The sequence below is a fragment of the Butyricimonas paravirosa genome (assembly GCF_032878955.1).
Taxonomy (GTDB): domain Bacteria; phylum Bacteroidota; class Bacteroidia; order Bacteroidales; family Marinifilaceae; genus Butyricimonas; species Butyricimonas paravirosa.
In genome coordinates, this window is record NZ_CP043839.1 from 2,461,357 (window position 1) to 2,486,391 (window position 25,035).

Annotated in this window: 16 protein-coding genes; 7 read left to right on the plus strand and 9 right to left on the minus strand. The window is 45.5% G+C overall.

The genetic code is table 11. The features are described 5' to 3' along the window. Positions 1-34: 34 nt before the first annotated feature. The 7 genes from F1644_RS10245 to F1644_RS10275 all read right to left on the minus strand — a co-directional run bounded on the left by F1644_RS10245 (position 35) and on the right by F1644_RS10275 (position 14,400). A complete protein-coding gene (locus F1644_RS10245; protein ID WP_118303814.1) occupies positions 35-1,126 on the minus strand; it encodes a TlpA disulfide reductase family protein in 1,092 nt (363 codons plus the stop codon). Between the two features lie 91 nt (positions 1,127-1,217). Continuing rightward, positions 1,218-4,508 (minus strand): metallopeptidase TldD-related protein, encoded by a 3,291-nt coding sequence (locus F1644_RS10250; protein ID WP_168044285.1) that lies wholly within the window; start codon positions 4,506-4,508, stop codon positions 1,218-1,220. 227 nt (positions 4,509-4,735) lie between these two features. Next, on the minus strand, positions 4,736-6,310 hold the full coding sequence (locus tag F1644_RS10255) for a DUF4998 domain-containing protein (protein ID WP_118303810.1): 1,575 nt from the start codon (positions 6,308-6,310) through the stop codon (positions 4,736-4,738). A 3-nt stretch (positions 6,311-6,313) separates the two neighbouring features. Next, positions 6,314-7,660 carry a DUF4959 domain-containing protein gene (locus tag F1644_RS10260; RefSeq protein ID WP_158571846.1) on the minus strand — a complete coding sequence of 449 codons (1,347 nt, stop codon included), beginning with the start codon at positions 7,658-7,660 and terminating at the stop codon, positions 6,314-6,316. Between the two features lie 50 nt (positions 7,661-7,710). Next, on the minus strand, positions 7,711-9,636 hold the full coding sequence (locus tag F1644_RS10265) for a RagB/SusD family nutrient uptake outer membrane protein (RefSeq protein ID WP_230328283.1): 1,926 nt from the start codon (positions 9,634-9,636) through the stop codon (positions 7,711-7,713). Between the two features lie 14 nt (positions 9,637-9,650). Then, positions 9,651-13,088, minus strand: a complete 3,438-nt coding sequence (locus tag F1644_RS10270) for a SusC/RagA family TonB-linked outer membrane protein (protein WP_118303806.1) — start codon at positions 13,086-13,088, stop codon at positions 9,651-9,653. An 88-nt stretch (positions 13,089-13,176) separates the two neighbouring features. Further along, positions 13,177-14,400 (minus strand): FecR family protein, encoded by a 1,224-nt coding sequence (locus F1644_RS10275; protein WP_158571845.1) that lies wholly within the window; start codon positions 14,398-14,400, stop codon positions 13,177-13,179. Between the two features lie 208 nt (positions 14,401-14,608). Here F1644_RS10275 and F1644_RS10280 point away from each other — a divergent pair, with 208 nt between their 5' ends. The 7 genes from F1644_RS10280 (at position 14,609) to F1644_RS10310 (ending at position 21,935) form a co-directional block, all read left to right on the plus strand. Further along, positions 14,609-15,142: a sigma-70 family RNA polymerase sigma factor gene (locus F1644_RS10280; RefSeq protein ID WP_087421422.1), complete on the plus strand. Its 534-nt coding sequence runs from the start codon at positions 14,609-14,611 to the stop codon at positions 15,140-15,142. A gap of 88 nt (positions 15,143-15,230) precedes the next feature. Continuing rightward, a complete protein-coding gene (locus F1644_RS10285; protein WP_118304014.1) occupies positions 15,231-16,355 on the plus strand; it encodes a PDDEXK nuclease domain-containing protein in 1,125 nt (374 codons plus the stop codon). Positions 16,356-16,494: 139 nt separating this feature from the next. Then, entirely contained in the window at positions 16,495-17,529 is a 1,035-nt protein-coding gene (rlmN, locus tag F1644_RS10290) for a 23S rRNA (adenine(2503)-C(2))-methyltransferase RlmN (RefSeq protein ID WP_118303802.1), read from the plus strand. A gap of 344 nt (positions 17,530-17,873) precedes the next feature. Further along, on the plus strand, positions 17,874-18,437 hold the full coding sequence (locus F1644_RS10295) for a lipocalin family protein (RefSeq protein ID WP_229782404.1): 564 nt from the start codon (positions 17,874-17,876) through the stop codon (positions 18,435-18,437). 40 nt (positions 18,438-18,477) lie between these two features. Next, positions 18,478-19,791: a DNA recombination protein RmuC gene (locus tag F1644_RS10300; RefSeq protein WP_118303800.1), complete on the plus strand. Its 1,314-nt coding sequence runs from the start codon at positions 18,478-18,480 to the stop codon at positions 19,789-19,791. A 119-nt stretch (positions 19,792-19,910) separates the two neighbouring features. Continuing rightward, the gene (locus F1644_RS10305) at positions 19,911-20,813 is read left to right on the plus strand and encodes a sugar phosphate nucleotidyltransferase (RefSeq protein WP_118303798.1); all 903 of its coding nucleotides are present in this window, start codon (positions 19,911-19,913) and stop codon (positions 20,811-20,813) included. 39 nt (positions 20,814-20,852) lie between these two features. Beyond that, positions 20,853-21,935 carry a phosphotransferase enzyme family protein gene (locus F1644_RS10310; RefSeq protein WP_087421418.1) on the plus strand — a complete coding sequence of 361 codons (1,083 nt, stop codon included), beginning with the start codon at positions 20,853-20,855 and terminating at the stop codon, positions 21,933-21,935. A gap of 54 nt (positions 21,936-21,989) precedes the next feature. Here F1644_RS10310 and F1644_RS10315 read toward each other — a convergent pair whose 3' ends face one another. Together F1644_RS10315 and F1644_RS10320 are read right to left on the minus strand one after the other, a co-directional pair. Then, positions 21,990-22,538 (minus strand): heavy-metal-associated domain-containing protein, encoded by a 549-nt coding sequence (locus tag F1644_RS10315; protein WP_158571844.1) that lies wholly within the window; start codon positions 22,536-22,538, stop codon positions 21,990-21,992. 55 nt (positions 22,539-22,593) lie between these two features. Further along, complete coding sequence (locus F1644_RS10320) at positions 22,594-24,882, minus strand: TonB-dependent receptor (protein WP_118303794.1); 2,289 nt, start codon at positions 24,880-24,882, stop codon at positions 22,594-22,596. Positions 24,883-25,035 lie beyond the last annotated feature (153 nt).

Consider the following 25,035-nt stretch of genomic DNA (forward strand, 5'->3'; position numbering starts at 1 on the left):
GACTCTGATCTAAACAACACGCTCTACTATTACTTTACTTATTTTTCTTTTTCAACATTTCATCGATTTTCTTTTCCAACTCTTTGCCCCGAAGGTTTTTAGCCACGATACGATTTTCATCATCCAGAATAAATGTACAAGGGAGTGTCTTAACCTGGTAGTTTACAACGATCACGGAATTCGGCCCCCGCATATCAGACACGTTCTTCCAATCGCTGCCATCTTCTCCGATAGCCGTCAGCCAGACACTCTTGTTATCATCCAGCGAAACACTGATAATCTCCAATCCCTTAGGACGGTAACGCTTGTATAATCTCAACAAGTTCACGTTCTCATCCCGGCAAGGCTTACTCCAAGATGCCCAAAAATTGACTATTTTCACTTTAGCCCGTGTCTCATGCAAGGCAAGAACACCTCCATCGGCCAATGGCGCACTGAAATCGGGAGCAACAGCCCCCACAGCAATCTTTTGCATCTTATTCAACTCGTCAACAATCCGTTTCCCATAAAACGTGGCCTGCGCCTCCTCTCCCAGCACCTCGTAACGCTCAGTCAATTTTGCCTCGTCAACACCTTCCATTTTGGATGCTACCATCCAAGCCGCAACAATCGAATGATTATACTTTTTCAATAACGCCAATTCCCCGGCCTCCACGTTCAACAGAATCGTCTGGAATTCTCGCTGGAACTCTTGTAACCGAGCAGGATTTGCAATCGCTTGTGCATCTAACCACTCTTGACTCTCCAACAGATAACGATTCAAATCATTGAACTCTGTCCATATCTTCTGGGCCTCTCCGCCTCCTTCCACTACCAAAGTTCCGGAAACAGAAGTAATCAGGTAGGGAGCGTTTTCCAACATAATTGTTGCCAATACCGCATCTTTCTTTCCTGTCATCAAGTATACCACGGTCATTTCCGACATTCTTCCCGAAAACTCAAACCGACCATCCGTGACCGTAATATCCCCCAACTCGATCAACCCGTTCTCCGTGTCGGCAATCAACACCATCTGTCCGTTGACCGTGGGATCCAACCGACCTTCAAGCCTGTAACTGCCATCTTGTGCGACGCTTGTAACGATACCACAAAATAACACGCAAACAGCAAATAAAACCTTTCTCATGTCCACTTGTTTTAGGTTAAAAAGTCTCCCGTCTCGATTTTAATATCTCGACGGGAAACTTAAACTCATATGATGAATTGATGTATTATCCCTATTTCCGTTGTTGCGGGAGCGTCAACACCGGCTCTTTTTCCGCTTTCACGGTAGCCTTCTCAATCACCAAACCGTCCACGATTACTCCGGCAGGATAAATCATCGAGGCCGGATAATTGTTCGGCAAGTAATTCAAGACTTCCTCTTTCGAAGATATAGCCACTAACTTCAATAACTTAGTCAAATCCGGTAACCGGAAACTCGTAGCCCTCACACGGGTCTCCCTCCCGTCTTTCAAATCTACCCGGTACACTTCCAGCGTCGCACCGGAAATGCCTCTCACGATATAGGCACAGGATTGTCCGGCCTCTTTTGCCGCCTTGATTAAAGCCTTTTTCATCTTTTCGTGAGAGATACCTTTATCCACCTGTACGTGAATGGTTCCGGTTCCAGTCGCCACCGTCGGGCTTTGGGGAATCATCATAAACCGGGAACTACCGGTAGTTTCCAAGGCATTTTTTGTCGGGATTCGCCCGTTCAACATCTTCCCGAATACCCCTTTATCCACCAGCGTCATCTCGGCCTCCGGGGTAACCCCCTCCCCGTCAACCTCGTAATAACCATATAATGGCGTCCCATTATATTCTTTTTTCGCCGTGTAATTCTTAACGGTTAAATGACTATCAATAATCCGCTGACCGAACTGATCAGCCAATCCGCCCCGTGTCGGCCCGAGTGAACGGGTAGCAATCAAACCGCCCCGATTCAATAAATTATTTGCTAGAATCGTGGCCACTGCTCCCCCCTCGAACATCACCGGCCCGTTATAATACTCGGTCACCACTGGCGTACTCTTCAAACGCAACAACCCTTCAGCAAAAGCTTTCGCTCTTTCCTTCAATTGCTCTATGGAAGGAAGTTCTGCCGGGTTCTGCAAGGAAAGCGAGAACGAATCACTCAAACTCGAACCATCATCACAACGCACGCTACCACTAACAGCCAGAGAGATTGCCCCACCGGGTTTCTTCAACTGCACGCCTTCGGTTGTCAACCTGTAAATATCCATCTCCAGCCCGTTAAGCATCACGCTTGAATTGTAAATATCCTTATAATCCTTAAACACGGCCGAAAGCTCCATGACCAACTGGTCAAAAGCAACCGAATCAATCACGAACGGCATTTCCCGTTCCTCCAGATGAGTCACGGCCGGTAGCGGTTGCATATCAGCTAGCCCGGCCTCATCGGCAGGCAACGGATTCTGTTGCAAATAATTCGTCTTTTGGGCCATCATTCCCAGCGAATACTTGTACATCATGTCTGACGATTCCCATAACCCGCGACGAATAACATCATAGTCCACCTCCGAGGGTAATTGCACCGGGGCAATCTGTTCCAGATATTGCACGTTACTGTTATTCTGGTAATCACCAAGCATTACCTGCGTCCCGCCATTCATCCTCCACGGGGAGACACTGGAATGTAGCAATCCTCCCAGCGACCCGATTATCTGAAAATGACGATAACGGGCTATCGTGTATGAAATATAATAGGGTTTCGGACCTCCCGGCAAAATCAATGCCGCACGATTACGATCCAGTTCCGAACGCATGGCAGCAAAAATAATTTTATCCGTATCTCCAACAGCAATATTCTCAGGTTGCGGAGAAGGCAGGATTGGGGCAATATCACGAGCCTGTGCCCGACGCTGAGTCTCGATCTGACTCACGAATATCGTCGGTGAAGATGCCGTCACGGGTACCCATCCCGACTCCGCACCGCAAACTCCCGTGAAAACGCTGGGTTTATCTCCGGCAGCCATGATATTGGAAAACATGGACAAGGGTGTTCCGATCATATCTACCCCTCGCACCAACTCATCGGGACGACCATCCACGAACACCCGGAATACTTCCAACGGGGTCACGTTGAACGAGTTCAAACTTCCACCTTCACCCGTGTACGTGAAACCGCTTGTCACGGTCTGGAAATAGTAACCATACTCTTTCCCTTGTTTCTTGGCCTCCGCAATCAACATGGTCCGCAACTCCTTTTCAGAGTATGGCCGGGTTGTCTCGATCACCAGATTCGACTGTCGGGATACGGGATCTCCCCCTCCGGACGTTCGTCCGTGACCGTTACTCACCGGAAATCCATCCAAAGGAATCCGGCTCATCAAAAACTCTTTCAACACACCGTTCACCACGTTATCTACCCGGCGAGCTTTCACTCCCTCATCATCATACCGATAATAACCATACATATCCGTCCCGGCATAATGTTCCAGCAATGGGTCACAATATACCTGAAATTCAACGGGCAACACTTGTTCTCCCACCATCTTTTTAAACGTCTGACCGCCTGTTTTCAAACGATGGCCTTCCAACCGATGACCGAATATCTCGTGAAAGAATACCCCACTGGCAGATCCCGACAAAATAGAAGGTCCCGTGTATGGGTCAGCAACCGGAGCATCACGCAATGCCAATAATCGTTTAACTATATCTTCCGCATCAGCAATCATTTGCGCATTACCCGGCAATTCATCCGGCGTGTACGCAAAATAACTGGCATTTAATGGCAATTTCATCCCGTCAGCCGCATTCAGCGATGCCGACAATGTCACCCGTGCTGCCACTCGGTTCTGTACCACCACGGTTCCCTCGCTATTCACAAAATAGGTACGCAATACCTGAAAACTGAAATTAGCCGCTCCTTCACGCAAAACCGGACACGCTTTGAACACGGCAGACACCTCATTCATACGCTTTTCCCAAACCCGGATATCCACATTCTGTTTCCCCGCAGGTACAGGAGCCTCGTAATAATACTCCACGGGAGCCTCTGAAAAACAAGGAGCTTTATCCTCATCCTCCACGCTCATGGAAGTCTTCGTTTTCACTTGGTCATACATATTACGGGCAAACTCGTAACGTTTTAACGTTTCTCGCCAGATGGCCTCCCGGATTGCCTCCGGAGCCGCATCATCCAATGGCAGGAACACGCCTTGGGCTCCCCTGGCCTTTTCTCCGGCTACCCCACCTTGCTGGTTATATTTAAAATTATCCAGTTCCGGACTACCCAAACGTATTTGCGGAACCAACATTCGGGAATGATTTTCATTCGATACCGCCACGGCGCCAAATGAACTTGTCACGGTCACCGTGTAATCGTCCATGACCCGTAAATTCATATAATAGGGAGCAGATTCCTGCTTTTTTAACTCCTCCATGTTGTACTTCAATTCCTGTTTCATCAGTTGCAAGAGGCGATCCTCTTGTTCCTGACCAAACAGCCCGGAGAAAGTCAATAGCAATACCCCGCTTAGAAAAAGTCTTATAAAATGATTCATTCTAAACATTACTTCTTAATTCTATTTATGGGGCTGTCCCAAAAGTCATTTTTCAAACTCCCTCCCCCCTTCGGGGTACTCCCTCTATAAACAGAGGGAGAGTTAAAATACTCTCTGTCTTCGGGAATAGTCACCAGATCCTCCTCTGTTTATAGAGGAGGTGGCACGAAGTGACGGAGGAGTTTTTTGAAATAAAATGACTTTCTGGCCAGCCGTTAAATAATATTTTACTTATAGAGAACTATATCCCCCAAGTTAACTTTACAGAAACCACTCGTATCCATCTGATCACGTAGGGAAATCTTGATATAACGAACCAGTCGGGTCCCCTCAACCATCGGCAACAATGTCACCTCTCCCGAACTACGTCCTAACGTGTTATTTTCAAAATAAGTCACATCCTTCCAAATAATCCCGTCCGCAGATGTCTGCACGGAAATCGTGGTAGGCATGAAATTCACCAACCCGGTATTACCGCCCCATTGGCCGTAATAAGGCTGGGCAATCTTTATTCCCCGGATTTCCGTGGCCGTCAACAATTCCATCTGTAACTCATAATAACGTATACTGGCCAAAGGAGTCGTGATCCAAGCACTTTCCGAATTATTATCCATCAGAAGCTCCAAATCTGCATCCGCATAAGGATCAGACGGTACACATTGAATCCGTTTCCCATCCTCATCCTCTTTAAAAGCCTCTTTCGGGATAATTTCCATAGTTGGTAACTGGGAATATCCCATATAAGTCATGTATGGTAATTCCGAATCAAAATAAGGCACAAAATATCTCGCACGCCCATAATAATCAATCTTTAATCCCAATATATCCGACTCATTTGCCTTATCCAATACTTGACGACTTTTTTCCTTATCTCCCAATATATTACTCTTGGCATACTCCGTCACGTTTCTCTCATCCAAATAACGATTCTTACGAAATACGAGCTTTTTCAAATTCGGGCAATACAAGATATCCTCGAAAGTTTCCATATCGTAATCAAACTCCAACTCCTGCGCATTCTCCACGAACTCTTCAAACCGCACTTCATCCTCTTTTGTATCCGTGTGATAACCATAACGTCTGTGGATCGCATTCACGAACCCAGCACTATAATTTTTCTTCCGGCTTATCACGTACGGGTCGAACTCGATAATATCCGGGCAATCCTCCAACTTTCCTCTCCGAAGTACATAAACCGTGTCTGCCGGGTTCATACTCACATCCGAGATCGTGACAAGCGTATTATAACTGGTCTCTTTATCGAACGTGTAATATCGTGTATCTCCGGCAGAATTCTTGTATTTCAATTGTAACTCAATAATATTTTCGTTCCACTGGTCGGAAAAGAAAATCATCTTATTCTTCAGAAAATAAGATCTCGTAACCCCTCTGGTGAATGCCAACATAATCTCATGTTCTCTCGTATAGGGACGCCCGTAGGTTGTTTCAACCAAAGACTGATTTCCCGCGGCATCCACGGCACAGACATCAAACCGATACGTCCCATCCTCTAAATTCGTTAACTCGTAAGAAGTTGACGCTCCCGGCAACATAACCGAATCCCTGCGTTCCTCACATGACCAGATTACTTTTATCTTATCGATCGTGGCATCTGTTCCATTAATCCAGTCCACCATCAACCTCTCCCAACCGGGAGTGGCGTGAACTTCCGTACATTTAGCCACGTAACGGATTTTCCCGTCTCCCGCGAAATCGCTATACGTGTCCTCCAGACTCTCGTTACAAGCAGTCAATAATAGTACTGCCGCAAACCAGTATAATATATTTCTTCTCATTCTCATCGCTTAATTCTTTTTTACATAAACTTCCAGCTCGTGCAAGGTAAAATACTTTTGCTGATTACTGTTTACTTCCGAATTCATCCGCTTAAAGGTATCATGCACAATAATCTTCAAATAGCGATAGGTCTCGTCAATCGTGGGGAAAACAACATCCACGTAAATCGGATCTTTTTGGGCTAGCTCTTCCACGGTCTTCGCAGCCACAGTGGTCGATGACGTGAGGAATGACCACCTGTCACTCGCAGTAGTGGCATCACGCTTTTGATCCAATTTCCCTAGAGGTACCCAATCCCCGGAATCCGGGTCTGAAGAAGTCTTGCTACCGTACACGGTCAATTTACACGGAGTCTTATCCTCGTAACAACCGGACCAAATATATCCTAACTCCTGCCCCGTAAGCGGGTTGGATGCATTACTCAACGGGTACAAACAATACAAACGCAGCCATGCCGGCACCTTTTGTTCTCTCAAATCCAGAACTATCGGCTTGTCATAAGCCTGGGGACCTGCCAGATAGGTAGCATACGTCGTGGTACTTTTACGTTCCGGTTTATTTTCCTCGATAGCCGAGGCAACCAGACGGACCTCTCCTTTCAACTCCCCGTCAAACAAATACTGCACGCCAGTTTTAGCGATACCATTCTCCACGGAAAGCCCGAAATCATTAAAATTTTCTGCTTTCATTGTCCATTGTTCCGTCGGGAAAGCATCAATATCCGGGTAAATTTCCTGTCTCACCCGGTAACCCTGGAAATCTTCGGTACGGATCACTACCGTGTTTTTCGCATTCTCTTGCTGCACGGCAAAATTCAACGTATCACCTCCTTGAAGAATAGGAAAACTTCTCATCAGGATCGTGTCCTGTTTCTGCGTCTTCGGGTCTATTCCCAAGTAAAAAATATGTGCCATCCCGGTTACAACCGCGGGACTCTTGTAAATCACCTGAAAACCATTCCAAGAAGAATGTATCTCTACATTATCGAAAAAAGTCCACGGTGCGCTGTCCAGCGTTTTAAAACTATACTCGTACAAGGCCGATTCCTCATCCCGATGATTGACGAATGAAATCCGGACACTCACGTCCTGCGCTTTCGTAAAACCATCCAGCAAAAGCGAATCACCGCTATATCCACAAGTTTTCAATATTTCCAACCCTTGCCAATTCTTATAACGCACATTCATGGCAAAAATGTCACTGTTATTCGGCAAAGAATAGTGCATCATGGCACCTCCCTCCACCGGGGTAAATTTAAGTTCCAAACCTTCCGTCGACACGCCGAAAACTGAATCGTCGTCACTACAAGCCGAAAAGCTGAATATTAACAATAATAACAAAATTGTATTTTTCATCATTCTATCTTTTACGGGTTAAAATTTACAATCGTAAATCAAAACTTCATTTACCATCCGGGGTTTTGAACCATTCCGGAAATCAAGATCTCTTCAGCATTGAACGGTTCCAGATAATCCCGCGGTGCCACGAACTTATTTTTGCTCCACACCACGATCGGGCCGTTCTCGTTATTATAGAATGTTTGGAATGTTGTTCCCAGAATATTCCAACCATACTGTTTCTCGTTCATCACTTGGTGAGCAATTGTCCAACGACGAATATCCCAATAGCGATGTCCCTCGAAAGCGAATTCGATACTGTATTCTTGGCGAATAATTTCACGCATACCAACTTTCGTATCTACTTTGGAAGAGAAATTGGAAAAAGTTTTCCAGGCCTCCCGTACCGGTAGAATACCAGCCCGTTCCCGCACTTTATCAAGAGGATCATACACCCGGTTATCCGGCTGCTCCAGATACTCGTTCCAAGCCTCCGCCTGCATCATATACACTTCGGCCAAACGTAAAACAGGGAATGTTTCCTGTCCTTTCAGATTCGCCACGTAATTCGAGGTCGCAAAATTTCCGAAAGTCTGCTTTTTCAACCAATAACCGTTAATATTTTGCCAGTTATTGCTCACGATAAAGTCTTCTTGTGTACCCCAAGACTCATCTTTATGAGCCTCCACCAATAAGTTATAATTTCTTGTTGCCGTGTTTGTCCCACGCTGCCAGTACATCCGGTCGCCCGCAATACTCGCATAAAAACGAGGTTCCCGACGCAGGTGAAGATTCACCACTGACGTGTTCATCGGGATCACATCCTCGTAAGTCACGCTACTCTCAGAACCCAATTTATAACGATTCGCGTAGCTCCATGAATTATCGGCATCAATCGGTAACCCGTGACTGGTGTAATACATTTCCACCATTTTCATCGAGGGAGAAAGACAACCAAGTAAACTCTCGTTAAAATTCACCTCGTCATCCAATAACCGGGGCAATGTAAACCGATAAAATTGCAAGGTTCCCCATTTCATTTCCAACAAATACTCTTTATTATCGAAACGAGAGAACATACTACTTTCGATGTCATTCATCTGGTTCAACAATTTAGTCTTTTTCGTGGTTTCCTCCGTGTATAAATCCCGGTCTCCCACGGCACAAATCTCGGCAGCCTTATCCGCAGCCTCTGCAGCCAGCAACCATTTATTCCGGTCGTAAGAAGAATTAAAAAGTAACTCCCCGTTCTTATTCTTGAAATCGGAATAGAAAGCGTTCCCGTTAAAAAGAGGGGATGCGGCATAAAGCAATGCCTTAGCTTTTAAAGCATACAACGCCTCCAGACAAATCGTGTGCCCGTAAGCCGGGTCCCGCTGATTATGCATCGGTATATACGGCGCCGCCTCATCTAACAACCTGACAATCTCTTTGAAACAAGTATCCACGTGCTGACGCGGCAATTGATAAGCACTCACATCCAGCTCCATCGGCATATTCTGAGGTACGAGACAAATCGGCCCGTAACGACGCACTAACTCGAAATAAATAAACGCTTTCAAGGCCTTCACGTCAGCTTTCCACCATTCCCGGTCTTCGTCGGTAATATTGTAAGTATTATCGATATTCTCCAAAAAAGTATTCGCGTTCCGAATAACCGTGTACATCTTGTACCACAACGACCCGTAAGGACTTTGTGACATCTGCAATCCATCCGCCACCTTCAGCCCGTCAAGACGGAACGTAGTTGAATTGTACAATGCCTGACAAGTCACGAATTCATCGGCCCCCAAAAAGGAGGTATTATTCGTCAAACTCGTAAGCACCGTATTTACCTCTCCATACAGCCCCTTCCACCAGGATTCGGCTTTCGTTCGTTGCTCGAAAAGCGATTCCACCGTTTCAATATCCTTCTCCGGTACCCGGTTCAGATAATCGCATCCGGTCAGCAAAAGCATTCCGCAAAGTATATATAATAAATGTTTTCTCATCATCGATATATATTAAATTAAAAACTTATGTTCAAACCGACTGACCAAGTACGCTGAATCGGGTAGTTGAAACCGCTGTCCCCCAACTCCACGTCCCAGATCTTAAAACTGGAAATCAGGAAAGGATTGTTTACCCGGGCATAAAACTTCACATTCTGCATCTTGATCTTGCTCAGGAAATCCTGCGGTACATTGTACGCCACTTCGATCGAAGTGCAACGTAAGAAACTACTCTCCCGCATGAAATAAGTAGACTTCCGTATCTCTGTATTATTCTTCCAGTTTTCCTGAGGATTATGCGCATCAATGGATTGCGTGGAAAGACGCGGCCAGAAAGGACGTTCTTTCATGTTATTTTCGTTCCAATGATCATCGTAAATCGCCTTCAACATCGCCCGGTTTTTCACAAACGGACTGATTTTCATCGGGTCCATAAAGAACGCCCGTTTGCCCGCTCCCTGAAAAGCAAAACTTAACTCGAAATCCTTCAAATTGAAAAAGGCACTGAAACCGTAAATCAATCGAGGGGTTGTCGGGAAACCGATATACGTGGCATCATTCACGTCGATCACGCCGTCCCCGTTCAGGTCGCGATAGCGAATATCACCCGGCATCACGTCCCCACCTTGTCGGGGGGAATTATCAATCTCTGCCTGATCACGGAAAACGCCCTCGGCAATGTAACCGATTTGCTGTGAAATCTCATGTCCGACCTTCTTTTGCCATTTCGGCTTATTGGCAGCCTCTTCAATATCTCTATACTCCGCCTTATTATAGGTAAACGTACCACTTAGAATGGTCCAAAAATCCGGAGTAAAAGCGTGTTGCACTTTACCCGAAAGATCAATACCTCGGGAACGAACCTCTCCCACGTTTCCGATCTGTAAATACTCCAACCCGGTAGATGCCGGCATCGTGTAACGATAATCTATAATATTATGGCGAACCTCCTGGTAAATATCGGCATTCAATTCCACGATTCCACCAAAGAATTTCGTTTCGATACCCAAATTCGTCTGTTCTGCAATTTCCCAAGTAATCTTGTCGTTAGGATAAGACTTCACCACGGGACGCTGTAAAACGGTACCACCCGGTGCCGGGTCCATGATACTCACTTTATCTAACAAGGGTAAATGGGCAAACCGCGGGGAATCAATCACCCCGTCGTTTCCGACCTTACCCCAAGAGAGACGGAATTTCAAGAACGAGAACCAACGTCCCACGTTGTCTGCCATAAAACGTTCCTTGGATGCAATCCATGCACCACCAACCGCCGGGAAAAATCCCCATTGATTGTGCTTGGCAAAACGCTCCGAGCCGTTGTAACCGAAACTCGCCTCGGCAAAATATTTATCCTTAAACCCGTAGGTTCCACGCATGGACATACCCATATTCCGGTGAGGAATACCGTCCAGTACAGTTTCCGTATTAGAGTACGTCGACTCCTGCACGTTAAACACGGCAGTTAAACTGGTTTGGTGTTCACCCCAGGCTGCCACGTGCAACCCCCGTACTTCGTAACTCATTTGCGTAGACTGAGAACTATTACCATACGCTTTCGACAACGTCCGCGACGCGTTACGTTCATTCAATGCCAGTAATCGATGCTTTCCGGTTTCAAAACTATAATCGGCTAACGAATACAAATAAGGTTCCGTCTTGTAAGCATTGGTATAATATCCCGTCTGGTTCATGGACACGGATGCCCGCAACTCCAATCCTTTCAACAGGGCAGAAAGATTATGAATATACTCTGCACGTGCTACAGCCGAATAACGGCGGCGGTCCTTGTACCCTTGGTGAAGATCCTTGTAAGGATTAATCGTGTTCAAATCCACGGCACCAAAGCGAAGGTGCGGCCAGCCATACGTCTCGTCTCCCGGATAAAGAGGAGCAAAATCCACCGGAGAGGCATTGAACGCCATGTAGTAAGCCTCCGTCACGTCGGCATAAGGCCCGTGATATTTATCCAGATTGGCTGATGTATTAATATTCAAGCGAATCCCCGCACTCAAGTCGATATTCAGGTTCGCCCGGAAAGAAAACGTGTTGTTCTCGATATTACACTTGAACTGGTTCAAACGGTCGGTCTTCAACATCCCCTCGTCCCGAACATAGTTAACAGATGCATAATACTGCACCAACCGGGAACCACCCCGCATATTTAACCCCGCACGATGGTTGATCGAATAATCCTGAAACATGATATCATACCAGTCATTGGCAGGATATACCCAATCAGGATAAAGTCCGGATTCCGTACGCTGGATACGTTCCACACTATACTGCGGGGTTGCCGACGGATTACGAGACAACAAGGCCCGGTTATACATCTTCATGTAATCCACGGGATTAACGACATCAATTTTCTTGGTCGGAGCGCTCACTACCATCTCGTAACGAACCGAGGTATAAACACTTCCCTCCTGTCCTTTCTTGGTCGTAATCAGAATTACACCGTTAGCCCCGCGAGCCCCATACATTGCCGTAGCCGACGCATCTTTCATCACGCTGAAACTCTCGATGTCCTCCGGAACCATACGGGAAAGGTCCAACTTGGATGATTCCACCCCGTCAATCAAGATCAGCGGGTCAACGTTGGCCGAGGTCTGGAAAGAGGTTATACCCCGGATATAAAATTTCGTGTTCATCTCTTCTTCCGTCAACGCACCGGGAATACCTCCCGTCTGCCAACCGATCATACCGGCAATTTTCCCGGTAAACTGGCTGGTCAAATCACTACTGGAAGACTTTAAACTTCTAGCGTCCACGGTCGTGATAGCCGACACGACACTCTCTTTTTTCTGTTCACCGAACGCCACTACTGTCACTTCCTCGATATTCTCGGCCGTGGGATTCAAGTGAACGTTCAACCTCGTTTTCCCCTTGATCGGGACAACTTCCGGCTTATAACCGATAAACGAGAATCTCAACGCATCCTCCGGCCTAGCGGTAATCGTGTAACGCCCCTCTGCATCCGTGGCAACCCCTTGAGTGGTTCCCTGTATGAGTACCGTAGCACCGGGAATAGGATTCCCTTTCTCATCAACAACCCGACCGCTAACAGTCAACATTGTCGTTTCCTGTTTCGGCCCCACGAGAATCTTACCATTCCCTTGCTGGGAACAAGTTAGCCCTGTGCCTTCCAAACAGGCCTTCACCGCCTCGAAAACCGTGATGTCATCCAGTTTCAAGGTAATCTTTTTCGACTCTTTTATGACAACTTCCTCCCGGAAATTGACTAAGTCCCCACTCAAGCGGTTGATCTCATGTAAAGCACGTGTCAGACTGTACTCCTTGAAATCAATGGAGATAATTTTCTGATTCTTCTGCTGGCTAAAAACAGAGGCAGAAGATAGTAACAGCGTTGCCAAGAAAAGTAAAAAAATACTAAACATTCTTTTGCAAACGCATAAAAGTCCCAAAAAGACTTTCGGTTTCGTTCTTTTTGTCATAAATTTGTGTTATTAAATTTAACATGGGCCTTGTCTCGCACAAGGTCGTCAAAGTGGAGCCGCCTGCCAAAGTTGCTCCATTTTGTTTTTATAGTGGGTCCGCCACGTAAACGGTATCTCCCTCTTTTCTAAACTTCGGCCCTCCGGTATAAGTGAAGGCATCTAATATGGATTCCAACGTCTCGTCCTTACTGAAATACCCGTTAAACGTGTATTGATTCCGGTCTTTGACCTGGTATATAAATTTCACGCCATACCAGCGCTCGATCTGGCGAGTAACGACCTCGATATTCTCTTTGTTAAACATGAACATCCCCTCTTTCCAAGCCATAACACGATCCAGATTAACCTCCCGTACACTTAACTTACGAGCTTGCACATCCCAGCCGGCCTGTTTCCCAGGTTGCAAGATGACTTTTCGGGTCGTATCTGCTAAAGGTTCCACGGCGACCTTCCCGGTAAAAAGCGTGGCATAAATATCCGATTCATCCTTGTACGCCTTTATATTGAATGACGTTCCCAGTACCCTCGTCCGGATCTCGTTCGCCTCGACAATAAAAGGACGTGCCGCATCCGGCGTTACTTCGAAAAAAGCCTCCCCGACCAGCTTCACCCGTCGTTCCCCTTTCCCGAAAAATACCGGGTATTCCAACTCGCTCTCGGAATTCAACCAAATCCGAGTCCCGTCACTCAATATCAACGAATAAAACCCTCCCGTGGAAGTAATCACTTTATTGATTTCCGGCTCCGGGGAAACGTCCCCCGCTCCTTGCCCCGTATTCGTATCGTAAACCAATTTCGCCTCTGCCCCGACAACCACCGCAGACTTCAACCTCAAACTATCCCTGTGCAGTCCCTGCATTCCAACTCTTTTCCCATCGCCTAACACTAATATCACCTTATCCTGCACGATCGGCTCTGATTCGATTTTAGCCACCTGCATCTCTCCCATCCTTTCCGGATGCGACTCTCCAACATACTTATACACGAACAGACACGCCACCAATAAAACGGCTGCCACGCTTCCTCCCCACAAGGAGATTCGTTGAAGTTTTCTCTGCCTGTTCCGTTTCGCCAAGGTTCCTAATATATCAGACTGCAATTTTCCGTAATCCGTCACCCCTTCAAATTCTGCTTTCAAATCCCGATACTCTCTCAAGCTTTCGTCAGAAACAATTCTGTCATAAATTGCCTGCCGCCCATCCCCGGCTTTCATCCAAGCCTCAAGAACCCGCTTTTCCTCTTCCGTGGCGGTTTCATATCTCATCTTTAAGATAATCCGGGCAATTTGATGACTATTTAATTCTCCCATTATTTCTATTATTTTTACTAAAGACACCACTAACCCATGTTTGGTATTACACGGGAATAAAAAAAATTCAAAAAAGTGAATTTCCGCCTCTTTTATATAAAGCACCATACATAACATTTAATTTATAAAGTTTTTTCGTAAGTTTGTGACGTCAGTATTCATACAACATTGTATCGAGAAGGTAGGTCTGATCAATGAAACGTTTTTTATGCGAAAAAATAAAGATGCTATGGGCGGTCACTTTGATCTGGGTAATTTTATCCGGGATCATTTTGCGTCTTTATGTGCCATCGCCTTTAAAATCACGGGAAATTCGGAAGTCGCCAAAGATTTAGCCCAAGATGTTATCATCAAGTTCTGGGAAAATCAAGGACAACACAAACAATTGGATTCCATCGAAAATTACCTATTTATCATGATCCGCAACGAAGCACTAAATTACCTCCGGGGTCTCTCCCGCGAAAAGAACCGCCACGAAAAAGCCTCTCTAAACTCCGAACAGGAGGAATCCTTGTGGGACACCATCATCGAACAAGAAGCCAACCAGCTACTTCAAACTGCCATTGCAACTCTCCCCCCGCAATGCAACCGAATCGTGGAACTCTCCCTCACGGGCAAAAACACGAAAGAGATCGCAGAAACCCTCGACATCGCCGTGAATACCGTGAAAGTCCTAAAAAGCAGGGCCATCCATAAACTAAGGGAATATTTCTCCCGGAATGATATTTGGATCGAGTTTTAAATCGTCTCCATATAACGATTTCACACAAAGAATAGCTTATCTTTGTTACATATTTCCAAAATCAATACAATAATTCATTATGGCACAAATTACATATAGCAAACAATATTCCGATGCCATTCAGGCAATTAAACAGGCCATTTTGCAGAGTCGCTACACGGCAGCTCGATTGGTCAATCGAGAAATGCTCGCCCTATATTATGCCGTAGGTGAATACATCTCACTCAATAGTCGAACAAACACGTGGGGAACCGGTGCATTAGAGTTCATATCGCAACAATTACAACAAGAATTGCCCGGACTGCGAGGATTCTCTATCACCAGTCTAAAAAAAATGCGTACTTTTTTCGAAAACTGGAATAGTATATTTTCAAACCGTCCGTCAACAACGGACAAAAACACATCCTCATTAATCCCAGAAAATATAACTATTACAATTCGTCCGTTGACAACGGACGAATTGAATATTTCTGACTTGGAATCTTTTACAAGTATCGGGTTCACACACCATTATGAAATACTTTTAAAAACATCAGATATAGAAGAACGTTTATTCTACATCCGTCATTGTGCTACTGAATTTTGGAGTGTCGAAAAATTAAGATACTATTTGAATGAAAAATCCTATTTTAAACAAGCGGTAGCCAATAATTTCAATCAAACCATCACAAATGTAAATTATCGTAAACGAGCCATACAATCATTCAAAGATGAATATCTCCTTGATTTTATCAACATCAAGGACATTGATGAGATTGATGAACGAGTTATTGAAAACCAGATCATTCAAAACATAAAGAAATTTATCATGGCACTCGGTTCTAATTTCTCATTTTTAGGTAACCAATACAGACTTATTGTAGATGAACAAGAGTATTTTATCGATTTACTATTTTTCAATCGCCATTTACAAGCGCTCGTTGCCATCGAACTAAAACGAGGCGAATTCAAACCCGAATACGCAGGGAAACTCAATTTTTATCTCTCGGCTCTGGATGAATATGTGCGTCTTCCACACGAAAACCCCTCTATCGGGATTATCCTCTGCAAATCGCAACGTTCGAAAACCGTTGAATTCGCCTTTCGCGACACTTCAAAACCGATGGGTGTTGCCACATACAAATTGGCCAACGAATTACCTAAAGATTATGAGGGGATTTTACCTAGAGCCGACGAATTGAAGAAACTTTTAGAAGAAGAAAATAATGACTAATACGAAGTAAAATTTCAAGAGAATCAATTTCTTACAAAAACAAAATATTTTTCTAAACCATTAATTCACAACATTTTTCCATTATATGAACTCCTTATCATTTTCTTGTTGTATTTTTGCAGCGGAAAAAAGCGATGACATGGAAAAAACGAACATAAGAGCGTACACGTTACAAGAGTTAGCAAACGTCCTCGTACAACACGGGGAAAAAGCATTCCGGGCAAAACAAATCTGGCAGTGGCTTTGGCAAAAGGGAGTGACCCGTTTCGAGGACATGACCAACTTGTCAAAAGACTTCCGGGAATTCTTGGACAACCACTTTATCCTACAAACGGCCACACTCACCCATAAACAAGAGAGTAGTGACGGTACAACGAAACTCGGCTTTACCCTTCCCGATGGGAACCTGATTGAAACCGTACTTATCCCAAGCAAGGATAAATCGACCGTGTGTGTCTCCTCGCAAGTAGGATGCAAACTGAAATGTAGCTTTTGTGCCACGGGAGGGTTGGGGTTCACCCGAAACCTGTTACCGGAAGAAATATTCGACCAAGTAGTTGCCGTGAAACGCCTGGGAGAAGAACGGGGACTACCGCTATCCAACATCGTACTGATGGGCATGGGCGAACCACTTCTGAACTACGAGAATGTCCTTGCCGCCATAGAACGCATCACGGCAGAGGATGGATTGGGAATGTCCCCCTATCGCCTCACGCTATCCACCTCCGGCATCGTGGAAGGCATCAAGCGACTGGCAGATGACGACGTTCGTTTCAACCTTGCCATTTCACTCCACTCGGCAGTCAACACGACCCGGGACAAAATTATGCCGATAAACAAGGCTTACCCGCTTACCGAACTCGCCGAGGCTATTCGGTATTTCGTGGATAAAACGGGGACACGTCCCACGTTCGAGTACCTGTTACTAAAAGGTGTCAATGATAGTCTCGACGATGCCAAGGCTCTCGCCTTGTTCTGTCGACAATTCCCCGTGAAAATCAACATTATCGAGTACAACGAAGTGGACAACGCCCCCTACCGCCACAGCCCGGATGCCTGCAGGGATCAATTTGTTCGCTACCTCGAAAGCAAAAATATCGTGGTGAATATCCGTCGCAGCAAAGGAAAAGACATTGATGCGGCTTGCGGACAACTGGCCAACAAGAATAGTTAGCCTACTACATTTTTAGCTATTCTGACATAGGCTTACAGTAAACTTTTTCAAGGTAATACACCGTGTTTACCCGTTGCACATTCGATGCACTTAGGGATTAAAGACGTATCAACTTCGCTACAAAGACGTATCAAAGACGTTCGTGAACGTCTTTGATACGAATTCGATTTATCTTTAATTTTTGATTATCTGGTGATTACCTTAAGTACTTATCTATTCTTCATTTGATAATACCTCCCCAAAGGTATTATGAACTTTACAGACTTTATAAATCTTATAAACGAACATCGGCTCCCGACTTCTCGTATTACAAGAAACTAAACACCTAATTATCAACTCATAGTATGAAGTTCTTCTTATTAGCCGTATTGCTCGTCGGATGCAATATCATGGCGACAACAGCACAATCCGACAAAATCGTCGATAACCGGGCCATAGACACTCTGGATCTAAAAAAGTACGTCGGCCTATGGTATGAAATCGCACGCTTTGACCATCCTTTCGAACGAGGCTTGGTCGGGGTTACAACCGAGTACACCATCAAACCCGACGGAAACATCGAGGTTATTGGACGAGGTTACCAAGATAGTTTCCAAGGGGAGAGGAAAGAAATCGTGGGGCACGTGCACATCCCAGACACGACCCAACCGGGAGTTCTAAAGGTCACTTTTTTCTTGATTTTCAAGACAGACTATCACATTCTGGAAGTCGAGAATGATTACAGTGCAGCCCTCATCGGAAGTTCTCAATGTGATCATCTCTGGATTGTGAGTCGTACCCCAAAACTCCCTCCCAAGAAATTGAATGACTTGATGCAACGGGCACAACGCAGAGGGTACGACACTACCGCCCTTATCTTCGTCCCGCATGGGCAGGAACAAATTCAAGAAGAGTTGACCAAACTCTGAGTTATTTTCCATATTTTTGAACAACAAAAAGTTCAGAAATATGGAATTATTTATACTTATATCCTGCGTTTTACTTCTCATTCTCAACATCGTCCTTATCGGATTACACGTTCGTTCCCGCAAGAACAACACCACACGGGAGATATCACGATCCATCTCGGACCTCGAAAAAGTGATCCGGGACGAATCACGCTATAACCGGGAAAACGATGAGAACCGTTCCCGCAAAGACCGGGAAGAACTCGCCTCTACCCTCAACCATTTCCGGACAGAACATCGAGAAACCTTAAAGAATATCACCACCCAGACTAACTCCGCCATACAAGCTTTCCAAAAAAGTTTTGCCGAAAGCATGGAATTATTCAACCGCCTGCAACGGGAAAAATTCGGGGAGCTATCACTCCGTCAACAGGAACTCCTGCAAAACACGGAAAAGAAACTGGAAGAGATGCGAGCCACCGTGGATGAAAAATTACAGAAGACCCTACACGAACGCATCGGACAATCATTCGAACTCGTCAGCAAGCAACTAGAAAACGTGCAGAAAGGCTTAGGGGAAATGCAGACGCTGGCACAGGATGTCGGTGGGCTGAAACGGGTGCTTAGTAACGTGAAAATACGGGGAACGATCGGGGAAGTACAACTTTCCATGCTATTGGAGCAAATTCTAGCCCCGGATCAATATGATGCTAACGTAAAAACTAAACCCGGATCGGACAAACTGGTCGAATTCGCCGTGAAACTTCCCGGCCGGGCGGAAGGAGACGAATCAGTCTACCTTCCCATCGACGCCAAGTTCCCGAAGGATGTTTACGAGCAACTCCTTGATGCCTACGAATCCGGAGACTTGCAACGGGTGGAAACCACTTCCCGCATACTCGAACAGACCATTCGTAGTATGGCAAAGGACATCCGGGACAAATACCTAGCCCCACCGCATACCACGGACTTCGGGATCATGTTCCTGCCTTTCGAGAGCATATACGGAGAGGTTACCCGCCGGGCAGCCTTGTTGGAACAATTACAGCAGGAATACCACGTGATTGTCACGGGGCCGACCACACTAGCAGCGATACTGAACAGCCTACAAATGGGATTCCGCACGCTGGCCATCCAAAAACGCAGCAGCGAGGTGTGGCGTATCCTTGGTGGTGTAAAGGCAGAATTCGAAAAGTTCGGGGGACTTCTGGAGAAAGCCCAGAAAAATCTCCAAACCGCTAACAACCAATTGGAAGAGGTTATGGGCAAACGAACCCGAGCCATACAGCGACAACTACGTTCGGTAGAGGCCCTCCCGGCTAAAGAAGAGCAAAACCCACTACTGGATTCATTTTCAGAAGATGACGAGGCATAAAAACAACAAAGATTTTCACCTAAAATAAAACAAAACACGACTTGCTAGATTCTTTCCGCAGTTTTTATTAGCTTTGTCCGAAAGAAGGTTATACAAGTAAAAAGATTAAATATAAAAACATGGAAACGACGAAGAATAAAACGACCTTGCTCATCATGGCAGCAGGGATGGGTTCCCGGTTTGGTAGCTTGAAACAACTGGCATTGCTCGGCCCCCACAAGAAAACATTGTTGCATTATTCAATCTATGACGCCGTACATGCGGGGTTTGACAAAATTGTTTTCATCATCCGCCGAAGTTTCGAGAACGAATTCAAAGAGGCCGTGGGAAAATATGCCGAGAGCTTGGTTGAAACCGTGTACTGTTTCCAAGAAATGGATCAACTGCCCGGTAACCTGCCCCCGATCCAGCGGGAAAAACCCTGGGGAACGGCTCACGCCATCTGGGCCGCAAAAGACCATATACACGAACCGTTTATCGCAATCAATGCTGACGACTTTTACGGACGGGATGCCTTCGTGAAGATGCACGATTTTGTGGCCAGTAATCCCGACGAGAGATGTTTCAGCCTCGCCGGCTACCGGTTGGCAGCCACGCTATCCGAGAACGGGACAGTATCCAGAGGAATATGCACGGTTGACGGAGACAATTTCTTGACCAGTATCACCGAACGTACGAAGATCGGTCGGGAAGGTGATATGATTAAAGACCTGAACTCGGGAGTAGTTTTGCACGAGGATGACGTGGTTTCCATGAATTTCTGGGGATTCTCACCTATGCTTTTCGGGGAAATCGAGAAACAATTCATCGAGTTCTACCACAAGAACAGCGAAAATCCCAAGGCGGAGATTTACATACCTTTCGTGGTTGACGAACTTATCAAGCAAAAAGCCGTGAAAGTGAAGGTATTAAACACCAGTGCCAAATGGTTCGGTGTGACATACAAAGAGGACACGGAACTAGTGAACAACGCCTTGCAGAAATTCGACGGGGAAGGATTATATACTGACATGGGGCAATAAATAGCATAAAAACGGGTAAACACTAAAAAACAACTAAGCATGGACAAACTGAAGAGAATTTACGACACGTTCGTATCGAGCGGGCGGTTTATATCCGCTACACCGTACGGTTCTGGCCATATTAACGACACCTATCTGGTGAAAGTGGACGAGGATGTCGAGTACATTCTCCAAAGGATCAATGGTAACGTGTTCAAGGACATCCCAAAACTGGTGCGAAACAAAGAACTGGTGTGCGGGCATATCCGCAACCGGCTTATCCGGCACAAAGTGAGCGACATCACCCGCAAATACATCACGTATTTTTACACGGACAAGGGAAACGCTTACTACAAAGATTACGAGGGAAACTACTGGACGCTATCACTCTTTATCAAAGGCTCAAAGAGCTACGATGTTATCCCGGATTCCCAGATCGCTTATCAAGTGGGTATCGGGTTCGGAGAATTCGAGAACCGGATTTCCGATTTCGATGCGAAATTGTTGATCGAGACCATCCCGCTTTTTCACAATGTTCCCCGTCGTCAACGGGAATTAAAAGAGGCCCTAGCCAAAGCCGAACCGGACCGGATCGAGGCGAGTAAGGAACTGCTCGAATACCTGAAAAAGTTCGATAACGAGATGTTAGAATTACAACGGATGAAAGACGAGGGAATTTTGCCGCTCCGGGTCACGCACAATGACACGAAAGCGAATAATCTCCTGTTCGACCACAATGATCATCCGTTATGCGTGATCGATCTGGACACCGTGATGCCGGGAATCGTGCATTACGACTTCGGGGATGCCATTCGCTCGTCTTGTAACACGGCCGGAGAGGAAACCCGCAATCTTGATGAGGTGCATTTTAACATGAATTATTTCGAAGCTTTCACCGCCGGATTCATGGAAAAAGCCAAACATCTTTTCACGCTCAAGGAAAAAAAGACCCTTGCGCAAGGATGTACGCTAATGACCTATCTACAAGCCGTCCGTTTCCTAACGGATTATTTGGACGGGGATCATTATTACCCGATCACCTATCCCGAACATAACCTGCAACGAGCTAAAGTTCAAGTCAGGTTATTACAGGACATGGAACGACAATTCGACAAGATGAACCAGTTTATTCTGGATCAATAATACAAAAAAACGGTAGCTTTCGCTACCGTTTTTTGTATCCTTCAAGAATTTTCCTTACTTTTTCTTATTCTTGCAACACTCGTCTGTTTTACCTGTCTTGGAACAGCAATTGTCACCACATTTTCCTTCACATTTACTCTCCTTAGACTCGCAGTTCTGGTCGCATTTTCCATCACACTTTTTTTCACCACAACTTTGACCACAGGCCCCGCTGCAATTATGTTTCTCGCCGCAACTTCCCTTGCAAGCTTCTTTATTTCCCTCTTTACAACATTTATGTGCTTTACCGCATTTTATCAACTTACCGTCTTTATCACACATTCCCACTACTTTCACATCATGACGCTCGATAGCAGCCCGCAAGGCCTCAACAGAATTTTTGTCGGTACGGAAAGAAATCAACACGGTTGAATCTTTCATGTTCAACTTATAATCCTTGATTCCTTTCTCGAAAGGCATATCTTTATCCAGTTTAGCCTTACAAGAAGGGCAATGTATTCCTACTTTAAAAATAACGGTTGTATCTTTCTTAGTCTGGGCACTCACGGTTAAACCCATCATAACGAACACTACCAGCGTGAATAAAATTTTCATTGTTTTCATAGTAAACGTATTAGTTATTAAAAACATTGTTTTTCAAAAGTAATTATTTTATTGATTATTCTTTTCGATCTAAGGCAAATCTCAAACCGATATAAAATTTACGTCCGTGAAGAGGTCCCCACACTTTCGACGAGTCAAAGGTATCGCTCCAAGGGTTATGGGAATTCACGATCGGGTTCTTTTGAGTAAAATCCCCGATATTCTCGCATCCCGCGTAAATACTCCACAAACGGAAATATTTCGTAACCTGCGCATTCATGATCTGGAAATCATCAAAACGGGAGGCTACCCGATATTCATCGGCAATCCCACCCTGCTCCGGCAAACGTCCGGAACCGTTAAACTGGGTCGTGAAATCGAACTGCCATTTCTTCAAGTTGGTGAAATATGACAAGTTCACCAATCCCTTATAACGGCTCGTTAAAGGAGTACGTTTCAGATCTCCGTTTATCGTCGTCTTCACATCATTGTAACGATAAGCTAACGTGGCTTCCAAACGAGGGATCAACTCGTATTTCACCTCGACCTGATAACAATTCGAATAGGAATCCCCGTCCAGATTATAAAAGTTCACCTTGTTGTATGCCGTCTCGTTATCCACCACCACTTGATCATTGAATTTCGTGTGATAATAATCTAGGTTGATATTCAAGGTACGCCCGAATACTTCGAACTTCCGGTTCACGTTAGCCCCGAAATTCCAAGAATCCTCCATTTTTAGATCATCCAGTAAAGCCGGATTTTTACCCAACAACTCGCCATTCACGTAGAAGTTCGCAGCAGAGGCCAGCAAGTAACTGTTCTCGGCCAAGATATTCGGTGTACGCAGACCGCGGCCGAAAGTGGCCTTGATGCTGGTGAATTCATCTGGTTTGTACATGATGTGAGCCCGCGGGGTCCAGATACTCCCGAAGATATTGTGATAATCGTAGCGCAAACCTGCCATCACGATAAAACGCTGATCCAAGAATTCTCCCGTGTACTGGAAGAAAGCTCCCGGCACCCGTTCTTCTCGTTTCATATTTATGAAATCGGTAGAAATATCCTCTCCATAATTGAAAACCGGATCACGGAAATCTTCGTCATATTTGTCGTAATTGAAACTCAACCCGGCAGAGTACATCTGGCTGGGATTCGTCCCGAAAATAGACTGGTAGATGTAGTTCACGAACAAACTCTTCTGCCCGGCATTATACATTTTCGGCCCGTAATAAGAATCCTGCGTGTGATCGGAATAGTTCACCAAAATCGCCATACTCGTGTTCTCGTACTGGGGCATCAAGTAACCTAACTTCAAGAAAGCCTCGTAACGACGAGTGTCGATCCCAATTTTATACAACCCGTATTTCTCATCTGCATGAGCATGTCCGCCATGAGTGGTTTGTCCGCCATTCCGTTCCTCGTCGATAAATTTACCCCCGAATTGCAAATACCAAGTATCATCTTTATAAGCCCAACGATTCATCACGTTGTATTGCGTTTTCTCCGGCATATCCAAGAATCCGTCCTTGTTCCCGTCATGAGGCTCTTCCATCCAGTCCCCATGCAAAAGAAACATCGTACTCCACTTGTCATTGAACTTGATACTGAAATTAGAGTTAAATTCGTACATTCCCTCGCTACTCGTGAAGACATTAGCCGAGAGTAACTCCGGATCACGGGGTTTCTTGTAGTCCACGCTGATCTGCCCGGCCATCGATTCGTAACCGTTAATCACCGATCCCGTCCCTTTTGAAACGGAAATCGCAGACATCCAGGGACCAGGAATATAAGTCAAACCGTACAAAGAGGCCAATCCCCGGAAATTAGGCATATTCTCGGTCATCATCTGCACGTACTTCCCGGTTAATCCCAATAGCTGGATTTGCTTTGCACCCGTCACGGCATCGGCATACGACACGTCAACCGAAGCATTCGTCTCGAAACTCTCTCCCAAGTTACAGCAAGCCGCCTTGCACAACTCTTCGCCCGTGATCAATTGCTCGATCAAAGGCCCCTGAGTCGACATCACGGTACTCTGTTTACGGGCAGCCACACTCACCTCGTCCAATTGCTCCCCGGATTTCAACGTGCAGGTCACGAATTTATCCGTGGATTTTACCTCTATCGTATCCGAGCGGTACCCGATAAAACTAACGACCAACTTCCCAACCTTCTCCCACTTGATTTTAAATTCCCCGTTCGCATCCGAAACAGATCCTTTCGAAGTCCCTACCCAATAGACATTCGCCCCGGGTAACGCCACCTCTCCATTTTCCGTTTCTTCCATAACACGCCCTTTTATGGTCTGTGCCTGTAAGCCAACAGAGGCAAGTAAACACATTATAATAAACAAATTTCTCATATAGATTCCACGATTTTCAGGAACGTGCCAGGGATATTTCTTTTACCTAATGCCACGAAACACGTTCTCTCTTGATTAAATTTTAAATAATGTTTCAGTCAAGTCAGACGCATACACACGACTCGTCGAAAGATACTTTTAAAGCATCTTCGT

Excerpts from the sequence above, each read along its gene's own strand:
- F1644_RS10245 (WP_118303814.1), bottom strand. The coding sequence starts at position 1,126 with ATGAGAAAGGTTTTATTTGCTGTTTGCGTGTTATTTTGTGGTATCGTT.
- F1644_RS10250 (WP_168044285.1), bottom strand. The coding sequence starts at position 4,508 with ATGAATCATTTTATAAGACTTTTTCTAAGCGGGGTATTGCTATTGACT.
- F1644_RS10255 (WP_118303810.1), bottom strand. The coding sequence starts at position 6,310 with ATGAGAATGAGAAGAAATATATTATACTGGTTTGCGGCAGTACTATTA.
- F1644_RS10260 (WP_158571846.1), bottom strand. The coding sequence starts at position 7,660 with ATGAAAAATACAATTTTGTTATTATTGTTAATATTCAGCTTTTCGGCT.
- F1644_RS10265 (WP_230328283.1), bottom strand. The coding sequence starts at position 9,636 with ATGATGAGAAAACATTTATTATATATACTTTGCGGAATGCTTTTGCTG.
- F1644_RS10270 (WP_118303806.1), bottom strand. The coding sequence starts at position 13,088 with ATGACAAAAAGAACGAAACCGAAAGTCTTTTTGGGACTTTTATGCGTT.
- F1644_RS10275 (WP_158571845.1), bottom strand. The coding sequence starts at position 14,400 with ATGGGAGAATTAAATAGTCATCAAATTGCCCGGATTATCTTAAAGATG.
- F1644_RS10280 (WP_087421422.1), top strand. The coding sequence starts at position 14,609 with ATGCGAAAAAATAAAGATGCTATGGGCGGTCACTTTGATCTGGGTAAT.
- rlmN (WP_118303802.1), top strand. The coding sequence starts at position 16,495 with ATGGAAAAAACGAACATAAGAGCGTACACGTTACAAGAGTTAGCAAAC.
- F1644_RS10295 (WP_229782404.1), top strand. The coding sequence starts at position 17,874 with ATGAAGTTCTTCTTATTAGCCGTATTGCTCGTCGGATGCAATATCATG.
- F1644_RS10300 (WP_118303800.1), top strand. The coding sequence starts at position 18,478 with ATGGAATTATTTATACTTATATCCTGCGTTTTACTTCTCATTCTCAAC.
- F1644_RS10305 (WP_118303798.1), top strand. The coding sequence starts at position 19,911 with ATGGAAACGACGAAGAATAAAACGACCTTGCTCATCATGGCAGCAGGG.
- F1644_RS10310 (WP_087421418.1), top strand. The coding sequence starts at position 20,853 with ATGGACAAACTGAAGAGAATTTACGACACGTTCGTATCGAGCGGGCGG.
- F1644_RS10315 (WP_158571844.1), bottom strand. The coding sequence starts at position 22,538 with ATGAAAACAATGAAAATTTTATTCACGCTGGTAGTGTTCGTTATGATG.
- F1644_RS10320 (WP_118303794.1), bottom strand. The coding sequence starts at position 24,882 with ATGAGAAATTTGTTTATTATAATGTGTTTACTTGCCTCTGTTGGCTTA.